Source organism: Ralstonia sp. GX3-BWBA, assembly GCF_003290055.1.
Lineage (GTDB): Bacteria > Pseudomonadota > Gammaproteobacteria > Burkholderiales > Burkholderiaceae > Ralstonia > Ralstonia holmesii.
In genome coordinates this window covers 100,378-115,352 of record NZ_QMKS01000012.1, presented here as the reverse complement: position 1 = coordinate 115,352, position 14,975 = coordinate 100,378, and the positions used below count along the sequence as shown (strand labels likewise).

Here is a 14,975-nt window from a genome sequence, read left to right as displayed (position 1 = left end):
AAGGAGCCATCGCATGGCAAAGTTTTTTATCGATCGCCCGGTCTTCGCCTGGGTGCTCGCGCTGTTCATCATCCTTGCTGGGGCGATCTCGATCACCCAGCTGCCGATCTCGCAGTACCCGACCATCGCGCCGCCGTCCGTCATCATCACGGCAACGTATCCGGGCGCAAACGCGAAGACGCTGGACGAATCCGTCACCAGCATCATCGAGCAGGAAATGAACGGTGCGGACGGCCTGCTCTATATGGAGTCGGTCAGCCAGGGCGGTAACGGCCAGGCGCAGATTACCGTGACGTTCAAGGCCGGTACCGATCCGGCGCTGGCGCAGGTGGACGTGCAGAACCGCTTGAAGCGCGTGGAAGCGCGGTTGCCGTCTGCGGTGACGCAGCAGGGCGTGCAGGTCGACAAGGCCCGCGCGAACTTCCTGCTGTTCGCCACGCTGGCATCGACCGACGGCAAGATGGATCCGGTGGCGCTGGGCGACTACATCTCGCGCAACGTGCTGAACGAAATCAAGCGCGTGCCGGGCGTGGGTCAGGCGGTTCTGTTCGGTACGGAGCGCGCCATGCGCGTCTGGATCGATCCGGCCAAGCTGGTCGGCTACAAGCTGACACCGACGGACGTCTACAACGCCATTCGTGCACAAAACTCGCTGGTCTCGGCCGGTACGATCGGCGATCTGCCCTCTGTCTCCGACCAGCCGCTCGCGGCGACGGTCGTGGTGGAAGGCCAGCTTACGACTACCGAGCAGTTCGGCAACATCGTGCTGGTGGCCAAGCCGGACGGCTCGCTGGTGCGCGTGAAGGACGTTGCACGCCTGGAATTGGGCGGCCAGTCCTATTCGACGTCGGCGCGGATCAACGGCCAGCCGATCTCGGCCATTGGTGTGCAGCTCTCGCCCACGGGTAACGCCCTGGGCACCGCCAAGGCCGTGAAGGCCAAGCTGGAAGAGCTCTCGAAGTACTTCCCGGCCGGCGTGGAATACAAGGTGCCATACGACACCTCCAAGTTCGTCCAGATCTCGATCGAAGAAGTGGTCAAGACGCTGTTCGAGGCCATGGCGCTGGTGTTCCTGGTGATGCTGCTGTTCCTGCAGAACATCCGCTACACGCTGGTGCCGTCGATCGTGGTGCCGATCTCGCTCTTGGGCGCGTTCGCCACCATGAACGCGATGGGCTTCTCGATCAACGTGCTGACGATGTTCGGCCTCGTGCTGGCGATCGGTATTCTCGTTGACGATGCGATCGTGGTGGTTGAAAACGTCGAGCGGATCATGGCAGAAGAAGGCCTGCCCCCGCGCGAAGCCACCCGCAAGGCCATGGGCCAGATCACGGGCGCCATCATCGGTATTACGCTGGTGCTGATGGCCGTGTTCATCCCGATGGCGTTCTTCTCGGGCTCGGTGGGCGCGATCTATCGCCAGTTCTCACTGTCGATGGTGTCGTCGATTTTCTTCTCGGCACTCATGGCGCTGACGCTCACGCCGGCACTGTGCTCCACGCTGCTCAAGCCGATCGAGAAGGGTTCGCACCACGAGAAGAAGGGCTTCTTCGGTTGGTTCAACCGCATGTTCAGCACCACCACGAACCGCTACCAAAGCTTCGTGGAGCGCATGCTCAAGAAGACCTTCCGCTACATGGTCATCTACGTTGCGCTGATCGTTGCGGTGGTGTTCCTGTTCCTGCGTCTGCCGTCTTCGTTCCTGCCGACCGAAGACCAGGGCTACATCGTGACCAACATCCAGTTGCCGCCGGGTGCATCGGCCAACCGCACGCTGGAAGTGATCAAGCAGGTCGAGAACTACTACAAGCATGAAAAGGCGGTCGAGAACATCGTGGCCGTGCAGGGTTTCAGCTTCTCGGGCAACGGGCCGAACGCCGGTATCGTGTTCACGCCGTTCAAGGACTGGAGCGAGCGTAAGGGCAAGGATCAAACCGCCGATGCCGTGGTTGGCCGTGCCTTTGGTGCGCTGTTCGGTGGCATTCGCGATGCAATCGTGTTTCCGCTGAACCCGCCTCCGATTCCGGAGTTGGGCAACGCCACCGGCTTTACCTTCCGTCTGCAGGATCGTGCTGGCCTGGGCCACGACGCGCTGATCGCAGCCCGTAATCAACTGATGGGGATGGCGGCGAAGAGCAAGGTCATTACGGGCATGCGCCCGGAAGGTCTGGAGGATTCGCCGCAGTACCAGGTGGATATCGACCGCGAGAAGGCCAATGCGCTGGGTGTGTCGTTCACCGACATCAACGCGGTGCTGTCGACGGCGCTGGGCTCGGCGTACGCCAACGACTTCCCGAACTACGGTCGTCAGCAGCGTGTGATCGTGCAAGCGGACAAGATCAACCGCATGCAGCCCGAAGACATCATGAACCTGTACGTGCGCAACGGGCAGGGCAACATGGTGCCGATGTCGACGTTCGCCAAGGGCCATTGGATCGTCGGCCCGGTGCAGCTCGTGCGCTACAACGGCTACCCGGCAGTTCGCCTTTCGGGTGCGGCTGCGCCGGGTGCCAGCTCGGGTGACGCCATGGCCGAGATGGAACGTCTGGCCTCCAAGCTGCCGGCTGGCATCGGCTATGAGTGGACGGGCCAGTCGCTGCAGGAAAAGGCCTCGGGCTCGCAGGCGCCGGCGCTGTATGCGCTGTCGCTGCTGGCCGTGTTCCTGGTGCTGGCGGCGCTGTACGAAAGCTGGTCGATCCCGGCTGCTGTGATTCTGGTGGTGCCGCTGGGCGTGCTCGGCGCGCTGCTGGGCGTGACGCTGCGCGCGATGCCCGATGACGTGTACTTCAAGGTCGGCCTGATTGCGGTGGTGGGTCTGTCCGCCAAGAACGCGATTCTGATCATCGAGTTTGCGAAGGACTTGCAGGCGCAAGGCAAGAGCCTGATCGACGCGACGCTGGAAGCCGTGCACCTGCGGTTCCGCCCGATCATCATGACGTCGTTCGCCTTCATCCTGGGCGTGCTGCCGCTGGCGATTGCCACGGGCGCCAGCTCTGCCAGCCAACGCGCCATCGGTACCGGCGTGATGGGCGGGATGATCACCGCGACGGTGCTGGCCGTGGTGCTGGTGCCCGTGTTCTTCGTGGTGGTCCGCCGCATCTTCAAGGGCAGCGAGCGTCAACGCCGCCTGGATGCCGCGCACCGTCCGCTGGACGAGGAAATCTGAACATGCAGAAAACGATGACCTTTCGAACCCCTGCGCTGCTGCCGGCGCTCCTGCTGGCGGCCGGCGTGCTGTCCGGCTGCTCGCTGGCGCCGACGTATGAGCGCCCGGATGCTCCGGTAACGAGCACCTATCCGCAGGCACCGGCCGGCTACGCCGTGCCGGCAGACTCAGCCAAGCCCGGTGAGAACGCCCCGCGCGCGACCGACCTGGGCTGGCGTGAGTTCTTCCCCGATGCGCGCTTGCAAAAGCTGATTGGCCTTGCGCTTGAGAACAACCGCGACCTGCGCGTGGCCATGCTCAACGTCGAGGCGGCGCGTGCGCAGTACCGCCTGCAGATCGCCGACCTGCTGCCGCCGGTCAACGCGTCTGCCACGTACACGCGCAGCCATACGCCGCCGTCGATCTCGACGACCGGCGGCGACATCTACACCAAGCAGTACCAGCTTGGCGTGGGCATCAGCAACTACCAGGTGAACCTGTTCAGCGTGGGCGATGTGACGTCGTCTGCGCGTGCGAGCTATCTGGCGACGGATGAAGGCCGGCGTGCCGCGCAGATCAGCCTGATCTCGCAGGTGGCCAAGGCTTATCTGAACGAGCGCGCCTATGCCGAGCAGCTGGATCTGGCACAGCAAACCCTGAAGGGCCGCGAAGACTACTACAAGCTCGCCAAGCAGCGGTTTGATGTGGGTGCTTCGTCGGCGCTGGACCTGCGCCAGACCGAGACGCTGGTGGAGTCGGCGCGCGTGTCGGTGGCTCAGCTCACGCGCCAGTACGCCCAGGCGACCAACGCCCTGGTGGTGCTGGTCGGCGCTCCCTTGCCGGCCGACCTGCCCACGCCGACCACGGTGTCGTCGGAAAAGATCGTCGCCGACATTCCGCCGGGTGTGCCCTCGGAACTGCTGGAGCAACGCCCGGACATTCGTCAGGCGGAGCAGAAGCTGATTGCCGCCAACGCCAACATTGGCGTGGCGCGTGCGGCGTTTTTCCCGAGCATCGGGCTGACGTCCAACGTGGGGACGGCAAGCGGCGCGCTGCATGATCTCTTCAAGAGCGGAACGGGGCTGTGGTCGTTCGTGCCGAACCTGACGCTGCCGATCTTCAACTGGGGCACCAACATCTTCAACCTGGACTTGACCAAGACCAACCAGAAGATCGCGGTTGCCAACTACGAGAAGACGATCCAGACCGCCTTCCGCGAGGTGTCCGACGCCCTCGTGGCGCGCGGCACGCTGGAAGAGCAGGTGGCAGCGCAGAAGCGCTTCCGCGATGCCACGGCCGATCGCCTGACGCTGTCTGACCAGCGCTATCGCAACGGCGTGTCGAGCTTTCTCGATGTGCTCGACGCGCAGCGCGATCTGTTCAGCGCTGACCAGACGCTGGTGCAGACGCGCCTGGCTCGCCTGACCAACGCCATTGATCTTTACACGGCGCTGGGCGGCGGTCTGCAGGAACACAGCACCACCGTGGCCGCACAGCAGGCTCAGCCGACGGCTGCGCCGGGCGTTGCGCCCGCCACGCCGGACATGACGCCGCAGCAATCGAAGTAAATTCGCGTCTGTTCGCTCGAAAGCCCGCCTTGTTCAGGCGGGCTTTTTTTCGCCTGTGCCCTTTGCGCTGGCAGTGGATTCAAGAAAGCGAAGCAGGGCCACTTCTTCGCGTCGCAGGCCCTTGCGTGCGCGGGTCGGGGGCTGCGCTTCCAGCTCACCCGCCAGGAACGCGTCCACTACGGCCGGATGCACATAGCACTTGCGGCAGACGGCCGGCGTGTTTCCCAGGCGTTGGGCCACGGCAGCAACGGCTTGCACCACCTGCCGGCGCGCCTCGGTAGCGTTCGCCGACGTGCGTCCGCGCAACAGATCCAGCGCGAGCACGCTGCCGGCCCAGGTGCGATAGTCCTTCGCCGTGAAATCCGTGCCGGTAATCTCTTGTAAGTATGTATTCACATCTGCGGAGTCGATTACGCGGCGGTCGCCCGCTTCGTCGATGTACTGGAACAACTCCTGCCCCGGCAGATCGACACAGCGTCGAATGATGCGCGCCAGGCGCGGGTCCGATACCGACACATCATGCTCCACGCCGCTCTTGCCGCGAAACTGAAAACGCACCGTGTTGCCGTGCACCTCCACGTGGCGATTGCGCAGCGTTGTGAGCCCATAGGAGCGGTTGTCGCGCGCATACGCTACGTTACCCACGCGCACCAGCGTCACGTCCAGTAGAAAGACCACCGTCGCCAGCATCTTCTCGCGCGACAGGCCTGGCGCCGCCAGGTGGGCGGTGATCGCTTTACGCACGCGCGGCAGCGCTGCCCCGAAGGCCAGCAGCCGCCCGTATTTGTCGGCATCGCGAAAGGCGCGCCAGTCGGCGTGATAGCGATATTGTTTTCGCCCACGCGCGTCGCGCCCTGTTGCCTGCAAATGACCGCCCGCATGTGGGCAGATCCATACGTTGGTATAAGCAGGCGGAATCGCCAGTTTGTTGATGCGCGCAATGACCGCTGGATCGCGGATGCGCTCGCCGCGCGTATCGAAATAGACAAAGCGGCCGCGCAGGCGGCGCCGGGTGTAGCCCGGGCGCGTGTCGTCCACATAGCGCAGCCGTTCGGGCAGCGCTTCGGCAGAGGGCGGCGCGCTTGTGGCAGCTAACGCAGGCGCAGACTTGGGAGCGCGTTCCACGATAGAAGTCAGGAGAGATGCTCGCCCTGAGCAAGCGGCGTTCCTCTTCCTCGCTCCTTCGGCAGGCTGGCCGCTCATGGCGTAGCATCAAGGCCACGCATCTGCACAAAATTGCGGCAGGAAATGGCCTTTCCGCCACAATCGGAAGTGCCTTGCATCGGTAAACAGATTCAACTACACTGCACGCCCTCTGGGCGGTATATAATCTGCTGTTTCGCCGTCCACCCGAATATTGAGCAAGGGACCCGATGACCACCATCCGTCTGAAAGAAAACGAGCCGGTCGAAGTTGCGCTGCGCCGCTTCCGCCGTGAAATCGAGCGCACTGGCCTGATCAAGGAACTGCGCGCCCGCACCGCTTACGAAAAGCCGACGACCGAGCGCAAGCGCAAGAAGGCTGCTGCCGTGTCGCGTACGCGTAAACGCCTGCGTTCGCAAATGCTGCCGAAGAAGCTCTACTAAGATCGCGCGATTGTTTCGGTAGCACCAATCGGGTGCTGCCGCTGGCGGTGTGAAGTCAATCGACCTCCGTTCCGCCGAGCTTGGTTTGTAGCGCCTTGCGCGCACCGGAAGCCTTTCCGGATTCAACCAACGCTCCACTCCCCGATACAGAAGCTAGCAAGATGCGGTTGATGGCCTGTGTGCCATTGTCCGCCGCTTCGGTGTGCTCAGCGCGCGCCCTTCTCTGTTGCAAACGACATCCGCCAGCGGTATTGACCGGCTGGCTGTTGGCGTTTGTTGCGCCGATTCTGCGTGGGAGTACAGTGGCGTGTGTCCTTTGCATGCGCTCTCTCAGACAACGATGCCTACCAATTCCAACGGGTACTGGTTCCCCGCCAAGCGCTACGGTTGGGGATGGGGCTTGCCTTCGCGTTGGCAGGGCTGGGTGGTGCTCGCCATCTATGCCGTACTGCTGGTGGTGGGCATCGTCGGGCTTCCCCCAGGGCGCACACAGTCGAGCTTTGCGTTGTACGTGCTGGGTATGACGGCGTTGCTGGTGCTGGTTTGCTGGTGGAAAGGCGAGCCGCCGCGCTGGCGTTGGGGTAAGGATTGAACGGTTTGCTTACCAATCAACTGCGCAGATACAGACCGACCCGTTTCTCCAGCAAGGCGACGAGTTCTGGCTGCATGAACACGTAGTCGTCGGGAATACCCAGACACACCACGCGCTTGTCGCGTAACCGCGAACCAAATCGCTTTGACAAGCGTTGCTGGTGGCTGCGTTCCATGACGAAAATCACCTCAGCCCAGTCGAGCTGGTCGGCGTCGAGTTGCACGTCTGCGTCGGGAGCCAAGCCCGCTGAATCTGTCTCGACGTTGGGCCACTTGGCGAAGACCGCTTCCGCCGTTGGGCTGCGCAGCCGATTGCGGCTGCAGATGAAGAGCACACGCATCGGGCTAAACCGATGCCTCCAGCGTCGCCGAAATCGATGCCCGATAGCCCTTCGGCAAATTCACCGGCAACGCGTCGGGCGCAAACAGCCCAAGGCGCTTGTGCTCTTGACTGACGATGGGTTCAAACGGGCCCACCAGCGCGCACGCATACGTGGCAATGAACACATGCTTGCGGCTTTCTTGTGTGGCGATGAAGCGGGCAACAAGAGCTTGAGCGGGGTTTGTCGTGGCGACGTGGCGGGCGACAGCGTACTCATACATGCGCTTGAGCACGTTACGTGTGAAGAGCGCCATCTTGGGGGCGCCGCGAGCCTTGATCTTGTCGCAAAGCTCCAGCACTTCGCCAGGCGTGACTTCCGTGAGCGGCTTCGAGCCGATGACCGGCAGGATGTCCTTATCCAGTGCGCGCCGCACGCCTCGACGGTATTCCTCTGACTTGTCGGCAATCGTCGCCTCAAACCACTGTGCCGAGAACTCGCGAATGGTGGTCGGCGCGGTATCGGCGCCGCGATCCTTCTTGGATTGGGCAATGGGCGAGGAGCCAGCCGCAACGATCTCAGAATACCTGCGGGCTCGCTCACGCGCTGCAGTCAGGCTGACGGCAGGGTAGTCGCCGATCGTCACAAGGGGCTGCTGCTTGCCGTGCAGCGAGTAGCGGTACCGCCAGACCTTCGACCCCGACACCATGATCTCCAGCACCAAGCCGCCGCCATCCGCCACTTGATAACGGGCGGTCTTCGGCTTGAGGGCCTTGATGCGAGTGTCGGTGAGGGGAGGGACGGTCCGGGGCATCTTTAGTACACAGAGGTTCGTACACAAGGGGCTTGTGTACTTTACTGTGTACTATAGATCGCTGGGTGTCAATGGGAATCGTTGGGCAACGTCAGTCAACAATTCTTTGTAAAACAAGGGCTTGTTGGGGTGTTCTTGGCAACCTTGGGCATCCCTGGGCAGCCAATTATTTTCCAATACAAAACCGACTAAAAATCACCCCCAGCAAGTCATCACTCGAAAACGCCCCCGTAATGCTGTTCAACGCCTCCTGCGCAAGCCGCAGTTCTTCGGCAAACAGGTCCAGCGATTGCGCTTGCTGATCTGCGTGCTCTGCGGCCGTGGCCAGATGTTCGCGGGCCGTGCGGAGCGCGGCGAGATGGCGCTCCCGTGCGAGGTAAAGCCCCTCGCCGCCGCCCTGCCAGCCGGCAATCTCCAGTAACGCCGCGCGCAGCAATTCAACGCCCAGGCCATCGCGCGCCGAGAGCCACACCTCGGGCGTCTCTGAATCCACGCGGCCCGGTACGGCCACGCCCGAGAGGTCGATCTTGTTGACGACGCGCAGGGTTGGCACGCCGGCGGGCACGTGCTCGGCGATGCGAGCGTCGATGGCGGCATCTTCGGGCGAGAGGCCGTTGGCGCGATAGTCCGCTGCGTCCAGCAGATGCAGGACGACATCAGCGCGGGCGATGGCAGCCCAGGTGCGCTCGATACCGATGCGCTCGACTTCGTCTTCCGTAGCGCGCAGGCCCGCCGTGTCGACGATGTTCAGCGGGATGCCTTCGATCTGGATGGTCTGCTGCACCTTGTCGCGCGTGGTGCCGGCAATGGGCGTGACGATGGCCAGCTCCGCGCCGGCCAGCGCATTGAGTAGCGACGACTTGCCCACGTTCGGCTGCCCCGCCAGCACCACGTGCAGGCCTTCACGCAGCAGCGCACCCTGGCGCGCCTGCGCCAGCACGCCATCCACGGCCGCGCGAATGCCAGCGAGCTGACCGCGCGCGTCGGAGGCTTCCAGGAAGTCGATTTCCTCCTCAGGAAAATCCAGCGTTGCTTCCACCAGCATGCGCAGATGGATCACGCGCTCGACCAGCGCATGCACCGCCTGCGAGAACGCACCATCGAGCGACCGCGCCGCCGAACGTGCGGCAGCTTCGGTGCTGGCCTCGATCAGGTCGGCGACGGCCTCAGCCTGCGCCAGATCCATCTTGTCGTTGAGAAAGGCGCGGCGCGTGAACTCGCCGGGCTCCGCCACGCGCAGGCCGATCTCGCGACCGGCGGCCAGGCAACGCTGCAGCAGCAGCTGCATCACGACGGGGCCGCCGTGGCCCTGCAGCTCCAGCACGTCTTCGCCCGTGTACGAATGCGGCGCGGGAAACCACAGCGCGATGCCGCGGTCGATGGCGTTACCGTCGGCGTCGAGGAAGGGGAGGTAAGTTGCCTGGCGCGGCGTCAGCAGGCGTCCGCACACGGCTTGCATGACGGCGCGCACGTCGGGCCCCGATACGCGCACCACGCCAATGCCGCCCCGCCCAGGGGCGGTGGCAATCGCCGCGATGGGGATCGTGAGGATGGGGGCGCGCGGCGCGGCGGAGGCGGTGGGATGGTCAGCGGCGGTCATGGGCGGTATTGTGCGGCAGCCGCGCAGTTGCGCGCCAGTTTCCAACCCAGGAGATTCGGATGATCGATCACACCGGCGTCGTCGTCAGCGACTTCGAAGCCAGCAAGCGGTTCTACGAACAGGCGTTCAGCGCGATTGGCTTGGCCAAGGTGCTGGAGTTTCCAGCGGCCGTCACCGGCCACACCGATGTGGCCGGTTTTGGCCCACCCGGCAAGGCGGAGTTCTGGATTTCAGCGGCGATGGCTGGGCAGGGGCCGAACAAGCCGCCGCTGCACGTGGCCTTCCGCGTCGACACGCGTGCCGAGGTGGAGGCGTTCTACACTGCGGCAATGGCTGCAGGCGGCACCGACAATGGCGCACCCGGCGTGCGCGCGCACTATCACCCGAACTACTACGGTGCTTTCGTGCGCGACCCGGATGGTCACAACATCGAGGCCGTCTGCCACGCTCCCGTTTGAAAAGCTTGAAGCGTTTCAGGCAGGCGTAAAAAAAAGGGCACCCGGAGGTGCCCTTTTTGCTGAAGCGCATTCGCCTTACTTGGCGGGTGCCGCCTTCTTGTTGGTACCCAGCATGCGGTTGATCGACCATTGCTGCGCGATCGACAGGCAGTTGTTCACCACCCAGTACAGCACCAGGCCGGCCGGGAAGAAGAAGAACATCACCGAGAACGCGATCGGCATGAACATCATGACCTTGGCCTGCACCGGGTCCGGCGGGGTCGGGTTCAGCCTGGTCTGCACGAACATCGACACGGCCATCAGCACCGGCAGAATGTAGAGCGGATCAGGCGTGGACAGATCGTGCACCCAGCCTATCCAAGGCGCACCGCGCATTTCAACCGACGACAGCAGCGCCCAGTACAACGCCATGAATACCGGGATCTGGATCACGATCGGCAGGCAGCCGCCGAGCGGATTGACCTTCTCGGTGCGATACAGCGTCATCATCTCCTGGTTCATCTTCTGCGGATCGCCCTTGTGGCGCTCGCGGATGGCCGTCATGCGCGGCTGCAGGTCTTTCATCTTCGCCATCGAGCGATAGCTCGTGGCCGACAGCGGGAAGAACACGAGCTTGATGAGCACCGTGAGCGCGACGATCGACCAGCCCCAGTTGCCCAGCAGCGCGTGGATCTTCTCAAGCAGCCAGAACAGCGGCTTGGCCACAATGGTCAGCCAGCCATAGTCCTTCACCAGATCCAGGCCAGGGGTGATGGCCTCGAGCATGCGTGCTTGCTGTGGGCCGGCAAACAAGCGTGCCGTGGCCGACACGCTGGAGCCCGGCGCGACTGTGCCCAGCGGCTCCTGGAGTCCGATGCGGTAGAAGTTGGTGTCGACGCGGTTGACGTAGTACTCGCGCTTGACGTTGTCCGCAGGGATCCACGCCGATGCAAAGTAATGCTGCACCATCGCCACCCAGCCGCTGTCGGTCGGGGCCGGCACGTGCGCCTTGCCCTTGTCGATGTCGGCGAAGGTGATCTTGTGGAACTTGTCGCCGTCGGTGTACACGGCCGGGCCGGTGAACGTGCTGTAGAAGCGCGATTGCTCCACAGCGCCGCCGTCGCGGGCCAGTTCCAGGTACAGCGTCGGGTTGATCGGCGCGGTGCCGTCGTTGGTCACGTCGAAACGCGTGTCGATCACGTAGCTGCCGCGCTTGAAGACGTAGGTCTTGGCCAGCTTGGCTCCGCCCTTGTCGGCCGTCAGCGTGATCGACACGTCGTTGCCGGTGCCCAGGTCACGTGGGCCGGTCGATGTCGTGAACACCGTCGTGTGGTTCGGGAAGTCGCCGCCGATGAGGCCCGAGCGCGCCAGATAGGTACGCTCGACGCTGCGGTCGAACAGCACCATCGGGTTGCCGTCGTGGTCTTTCTGGTTGAGCAGTTCCAGCTTGGTGACGATGGCGCCATCGGTGTCGATGGTGGCGCGCAGCAGGTCGGTCGAGATGACGATCTTTTCCGAGGCCGGTGCCTGCGAAGCGGCGCCCGTGGCCGGGGCGGCTTGCGACCCGGTGGCTACCGTCGTGGAGGCGCTGTTCGGCACGTCACCTGCGGGCGTGCTGCCCGGCGCGGCGGCCGTCGACGTGGCCGTTTGCGGCGTCGGGAAGAACATCGACTGGTGGCCATTCGCGCGTTGCCAGTTGTCGAACAGCAGGACAACCGCCAGCGAGAAGATCACCCAGAGAATGGTGCGTTTGATATCCATGTCGGATTACGGTCTGGGAAGGTGAATCGACGGCCGCGCAGGCTGGGAGTCAGCTGCGGTCGCGTCGGTCGATGCGGGATCGTTGGAGCGGGGCGCAGCGTCGCCAGCGGCGGGCGGCACAGGATCATACCCGCCTTGTGCGAATGGATGGCAACGGCATAGACGTTTTGCCGCAAGATAACTGCCGTAACCCGGCCCGTGAGTGAGCACGGCGTCGCGCGCGTAGTCAGAACAGGTCGGGAGGAAACGGCATTGCGCGCCCACAAACGGGCTGAACGCCACTTTGTAGATGCGCAGCAGAAACAGCAGCGCGCGCGTCATGGCGTGCTCCCAGCAGTGGGCTGGGAAGGTGTGGCGGCGGGGGGCGCCGGCAGCGGTCTCGTGGCAACCTCAAAGAGCTGAATCAGCTCTTCGCGGCAGATGCGCTTGAAGGCGGCAACGGTGGGCACGTCCTGGCGCGGAAACTTGGCCTGCAGACGGATCAGCACGTCGCGCCCGCCCAGCAGAGGCTGACGTAGGCGGAACAACTCGCGGCACTGACGCTTGATGAGGTTGCGCTCCACGGCGCGCTTGGCGAATTTCTTGCCGATCACCACGCCCAAGCGCGCCTGGACGTTGCCGTTGGCGCGCACATACAGCACGAAGTGACGACTACGCCGGACCGGCCGCAAAGCAAAAACGGATGAAAACTCATCCGTTTTTGTCAGCCTTGCGGCTTTGGGGTAGGCGTGCAGGCCCATCGCCAGCGTGCCGCAAAGCCATGGGCAACGGCCATGAGCCGCCACCCTCGGCGCGGCCGTCTTTAGATGGCCAGGCGCTTACGGCCCTTGGCGCGGCGTGCGTTCAGCACGGCACGGCCACCACGGGTCTTCATGCGGACACGGAAACCGTGGGTGCGCTTGCGACGGGTAACGGAAGGTTGATAGGTACGCTTCATGATGCACTCTCTTGTTAATGGGTGGTGCGGACATCGCCGCACGCGCCGGGCCTAGGGCTGCCCCCGCGGCCTGGTGTCGATTCAGTCAGAGAAATCGCCCACGCAGACCGCCGTGCGCTGTGTTGTTCAGGTCTAGGGTGTCACCGGAACATCGGGCACCGAGAGCATCGGGCCTAAGCCGGATCAGTCGCGACGAAGTGTTTCTCGCCCCGCATCTGACGCGAACAAGCGTGCGCTCCCCTGCTGCGCATCGCAGAACCCGACATTTAAGCGGCATTTCCCGCATCTGTCAAGCCTAACTGATTGGGGATAACGCGCGCCCGGTCCCTCTAATCCACCTGTCGACGAGTTGTCCCCAACGCCTTGTGCGGCTTGGGGCGCTCTGCGGAAAGCCTTGTCGGGATTGGGTTTGCGGTGAGTCAATAAAATCGGTTGTCCACCGCTACTCACAGCGGGTCCACAGGTTATCCACAGACTTATCCTTTGTGGATAACTTTCCGCAGGGGGTACAATCCCGTTCCAATAACGAAAGCCACCCGGTTTCTGGCCAGCGCCAGGGACCCGGCGGCCGGCCCACCCGGGGACGTCATCAGACGCGTGTGGCGCCGGTCAAACACCTAACGATAACGATGCAGGATTTCTGGCATGCGGCGTCTGCTCAGCTTGAGAGTGAGCTAACGCCGCAACAATTCAAGACGTGGATCAAGCCGCTGACGCCGCTGTCATTCGACGAGCAGGCGTGCACGCTGCGGATTGCTGCGCCCAACCGCTTCAAGCTCGACTGGGTCAAGAGCCAGTTCTCTGGCCGCATCCAGTCGCTTGCGTGCGACTACTGGGAGGCGACGGTCGACGTGCAGTTCGTGCTCGATCCGACCGCCGGCCAGCGCCAGGCGGCCTTGCAGCCGTCGCTCGCGCCGGTGCCGATGCAGCCTCTGGGGGCGCAGCAGATTCAACCGCGGCAGGCCATGTCGGGCGGCAACGGTGCCGCGCATGATGCGGCCAATCTGCGCCCCGCGCAGGCCGTGTATCGCGAAACCGCGCTCGCAACGGCCAGCCATACCGCTGCCGATATCGATGTGCCCGTGATGGACGCCGCCGAAGTCCGTGCCCAGTCGTACCGCATGCCGCAAGCGCCCGCCGTGGTCACGAGCCTGGCCGCGCCGCCGCAGGCGCCGGTGGATGATTCCGTGCACGAGCGCTCGCGGCTGAACCAGATCCTGACGTTCGACAACTTCGTCACCGGTAAGGCGAACCAGTTGGCGCGCGCTGCCGCCATTCAGGTCGCCAACAACCCCGGCAAGTCGTACAACCCGCTGTACCTTTACGGCGGCGTGGGCTTGGGCAAGACGCACTTGATCCACGCCATCGGCAATTTCATGCTGATGGAGAACCCGCGCGCGCGCATCCGCTACATCCACGCAGAGCAGTACGTGTCCGATGTGGTGAAGGCATACCAGCGCAAGGCGTTTGACGATTTCAAGCGCTACTACCACTCGCTCGATCTGCTGCTGATCGATGATATTCAGTTTTTCTCGGGCAAGAACCGCACGCAGGAAGAGTTCTTCTACGCGTTCGAGGCGCTGATCGCCAACCGCGCGCAGGTCATCATCACCAGCGATACGTATCCGAAAGAGATCACCGGCATCGATGACCGCCTGATCTCGCGCTTCGACTCCGGCCTGACCGTGGCGATCGAGCCGCCCGAGCTGGAGATGCGCGTCGCGATTCTGATGAAGAAGGCGCAGGCCGAGAACGTGACCGTGCCGGAAGAGGTGGCCTTCTTCGTGGCCAAGCACCTGCGCTCGAACGTGCGTGAGCTGGAGGGCGCGCTGCGCAAGATCCTGGCGTACTCCAACTTCCACGGCAAAGAGATCACGATCGAGGTCACGCGCGAGGCGCTCAAAGACCTGCTGACGGTGCAGAACCGCCAGATCTCGGTGGAAAACATCCAGAAGACCTGCGCGGATTTTTACAACATCAAGGTCGCGGATATGTACTCCAAGAAGCGGCCAGCCAACATCGCGCGCCCGCGCCAGATCGCCATGTATCTGGCCAAGGAACTCACGCAGAAGAGCCTGCCCGAGATTGGCGAATTGTTCGGCGGACGCGACCACACCACGGTGCTGCACGCCGTGCGAAAGATCGCCGACGAGCGCACCAAGGACGCCCAGCTCAATCACGAGTTGCACGTGCTGGAGCAAACGCTCAAGGGTTGA

The 14,975-nt window shown here is 63.6% G+C and carries 13 protein-coding genes and 1 pseudogene; 6 read left to right on the top strand and 8 right to left on the bottom strand.

Annotated features, from left to right (window positions below):
* Positions 1–13 precede the first annotated feature (13 nt).
* Positions 14–3,166 (top strand): efflux RND transporter permease subunit, encoded by a 3,153-nt coding sequence (locus DOD19_RS14825; RefSeq protein ID WP_024977003.1) that lies wholly within the window; start codon positions 14–16, stop codon positions 3,164–3,166.
* Positions 3,167–3,168: 2 nt separating this feature from the next.
* Entirely contained in the window at positions 3,169–4,713 is a 1,545-nt protein-coding gene (locus DOD19_RS14820; RefSeq protein WP_024977002.1) for an efflux transporter outer membrane subunit, read from the top strand.
* A gap of 33 nt (positions 4,714–4,746) precedes the next feature.
* On the opposite strand, the gene DOD19_RS14815 is transcribed toward DOD19_RS14820, so the two are convergent.
* A complete protein-coding gene (locus DOD19_RS14815) occupies positions 4,747–5,838 on the bottom strand; it encodes a DNA topoisomerase IB (RefSeq protein WP_112186274.1) in 1,092 nt (363 codons plus the stop codon).
* Between the two features lie 248 nt (positions 5,839–6,086).
* Between DOD19_RS14815 and rpsU the strand changes: the two genes are divergently transcribed.
* Positions 6,087–6,299 carry a 30S ribosomal protein S21 gene (gene rpsU, locus DOD19_RS14810; RefSeq protein ID WP_003262970.1) on the top strand — a complete coding sequence of 71 codons (213 nt, stop codon included), beginning with the start codon at positions 6,087–6,089 and terminating at the stop codon, positions 6,297–6,299.
* Positions 6,300–6,639: 340 nt separating this feature from the next.
* The gene (locus DOD19_RS14805) at positions 6,640–6,891 is read left to right on the top strand and encodes a hypothetical protein (RefSeq protein WP_024977000.1); all 252 of its coding nucleotides are present in this window, start codon (positions 6,640–6,642) and stop codon (positions 6,889–6,891) included.
* Positions 6,892–6,907: 16 nt separating this feature from the next.
* On the opposite strand, the gene DOD19_RS14800 is transcribed toward DOD19_RS14805, so the two are convergent.
* The 3 genes and pseudogenes from DOD19_RS14800 to mnmE all read right to left on the bottom strand — a co-directional run bounded on the left by DOD19_RS14800 (position 6,908) and on the right by mnmE (position 9,624).
* On the bottom strand, positions 6,908–7,231 hold the full coding sequence (locus tag DOD19_RS14800) for a low molecular weight protein tyrosine phosphatase family protein (protein WP_024976999.1): 324 nt from the start codon (positions 7,229–7,231) through the stop codon (positions 6,908–6,910).
* A gap of 172 nt (positions 7,232–7,403) precedes the next feature.
* A pseudogene (locus DOD19_RS14795) lies at positions 7,404–8,024 on the bottom strand (integrase arm-type DNA-binding domain-containing protein); the annotation flags it as partial.
* 166 nt (positions 8,025–8,190) lie between these two features.
* Positions 8,191–9,624: a tRNA uridine-5-carboxymethylaminomethyl(34) synthesis GTPase MnmE gene (mnmE, locus tag DOD19_RS14790; RefSeq protein ID WP_024976997.1), complete on the bottom strand. Its 1,434-nt coding sequence runs from the start codon at positions 9,622–9,624 to the stop codon at positions 8,191–8,193.
* A gap of 59 nt (positions 9,625–9,683) precedes the next feature.
* Between mnmE and DOD19_RS14785 the strand changes: the two genes are divergently transcribed.
* Positions 9,684–10,082 (top strand): VOC family protein, encoded by a 399-nt coding sequence (locus tag DOD19_RS14785; RefSeq protein ID WP_112186272.1) that lies wholly within the window; start codon positions 9,684–9,686, stop codon positions 10,080–10,082.
* A gap of 75 nt (positions 10,083–10,157) precedes the next feature.
* Here DOD19_RS14785 and yidC read toward each other — a convergent pair whose 3' ends face one another.
* From yidC to rpmH, 4 genes are all read right to left on the bottom strand, one after another.
* Positions 10,158–11,822 carry a membrane protein insertase YidC gene (gene yidC, locus DOD19_RS14780; protein ID WP_112186270.1) on the bottom strand — a complete coding sequence of 555 codons (1,665 nt, stop codon included), beginning with the start codon at positions 11,820–11,822 and terminating at the stop codon, positions 10,158–10,160.
* Between the two features lie 6 nt (positions 11,823–11,828).
* A complete protein-coding gene (gene yidD / locus DOD19_RS14775) occupies positions 11,829–12,143 on the bottom strand; it encodes a membrane protein insertion efficiency factor YidD (protein WP_112186268.1) in 315 nt (104 codons plus the stop codon).
* Complete coding sequence (gene rnpA, locus DOD19_RS14770) at positions 12,140–12,562, bottom strand: ribonuclease P protein component (protein WP_024976993.1); 423 nt, start codon at positions 12,560–12,562, stop codon at positions 12,140–12,142. The genes yidD and rnpA overlap by 4 nt, the downstream gene beginning before the upstream one ends.
* A gap of 62 nt (positions 12,563–12,624) precedes the next feature.
* A complete protein-coding gene (rpmH, locus tag DOD19_RS14765) occupies positions 12,625–12,759 on the bottom strand; it encodes a 50S ribosomal protein L34 (RefSeq protein WP_003262958.1) in 135 nt (44 codons plus the stop codon).
* 629 nt (positions 12,760–13,388) lie between these two features.
* Here rpmH and dnaA point away from each other — a divergent pair.
* Positions 13,389–14,975, top strand: a complete 1,587-nt coding sequence (gene dnaA, locus DOD19_RS14760; RefSeq protein ID WP_024976992.1) for a chromosomal replication initiator protein DnaA — start codon at positions 13,389–13,391, stop codon at positions 14,973–14,975.

What these genes read in the sequence shown, in the direction of transcription:
- DOD19_RS14805 (WP_024977000.1), top strand. Translation starts at nt 6,640, where the DNA reads ATGCCTACCAATTCCAACGGGTACTGGTTCCCCGCCAAGCGCTACGGT.
- DOD19_RS14800 (WP_024976999.1), bottom strand. Translation starts at nt 7,231, where the DNA reads ATGCGTGTGCTCTTCATCTGCAGCCGCAATCGGCTGCGCAGCCCAACG.
- DOD19_RS14785 (WP_112186272.1), top strand. Translation starts at nt 9,684, where the DNA reads ATGATCGATCACACCGGCGTCGTCGTCAGCGACTTCGAAGCCAGCAAG.
- dnaA (WP_024976992.1), top strand. Translation starts at nt 13,389, where the DNA reads ATGCAGGATTTCTGGCATGCGGCGTCTGCTCAGCTTGAGAGTGAGCTA.
- DOD19_RS14820 (WP_024977002.1), top strand. Translation starts at nt 3,169, where the DNA reads ATGCAGAAAACGATGACCTTTCGAACCCCTGCGCTGCTGCCGGCGCTC.
- rpsU (WP_003262970.1), top strand. Translation starts at nt 6,087, where the DNA reads ATGACCACCATCCGTCTGAAAGAAAACGAGCCGGTCGAAGTTGCGCTG.
- yidC (WP_112186270.1), bottom strand. Translation starts at nt 11,822, where the DNA reads ATGGATATCAAACGCACCATTCTCTGGGTGATCTTCTCGCTGGCGGTT.
- rnpA (WP_024976993.1), bottom strand. Translation starts at nt 12,562, where the DNA reads ATGGGCCTGCACGCCTACCCCAAAGCCGCAAGGCTGACAAAAACGGAT.
- mnmE (WP_024976997.1), bottom strand. Translation starts at nt 9,624, where the DNA reads ATGACCGCCGCTGACCATCCCACCGCCTCCGCCGCGCCGCGCGCCCCC.
- rpmH (WP_003262958.1), bottom strand. Translation starts at nt 12,759, where the DNA reads ATGAAGCGTACCTATCAACCTTCCGTTACCCGTCGCAAGCGCACCCAC.
- yidD (WP_112186268.1), bottom strand. Translation starts at nt 12,143, where the DNA reads ATGACGCGCGCGCTGCTGTTTCTGCTGCGCATCTACAAAGTGGCGTTC.
- DOD19_RS14825 (WP_024977003.1), top strand. Translation starts at nt 14, where the DNA reads ATGGCAAAGTTTTTTATCGATCGCCCGGTCTTCGCCTGGGTGCTCGCG.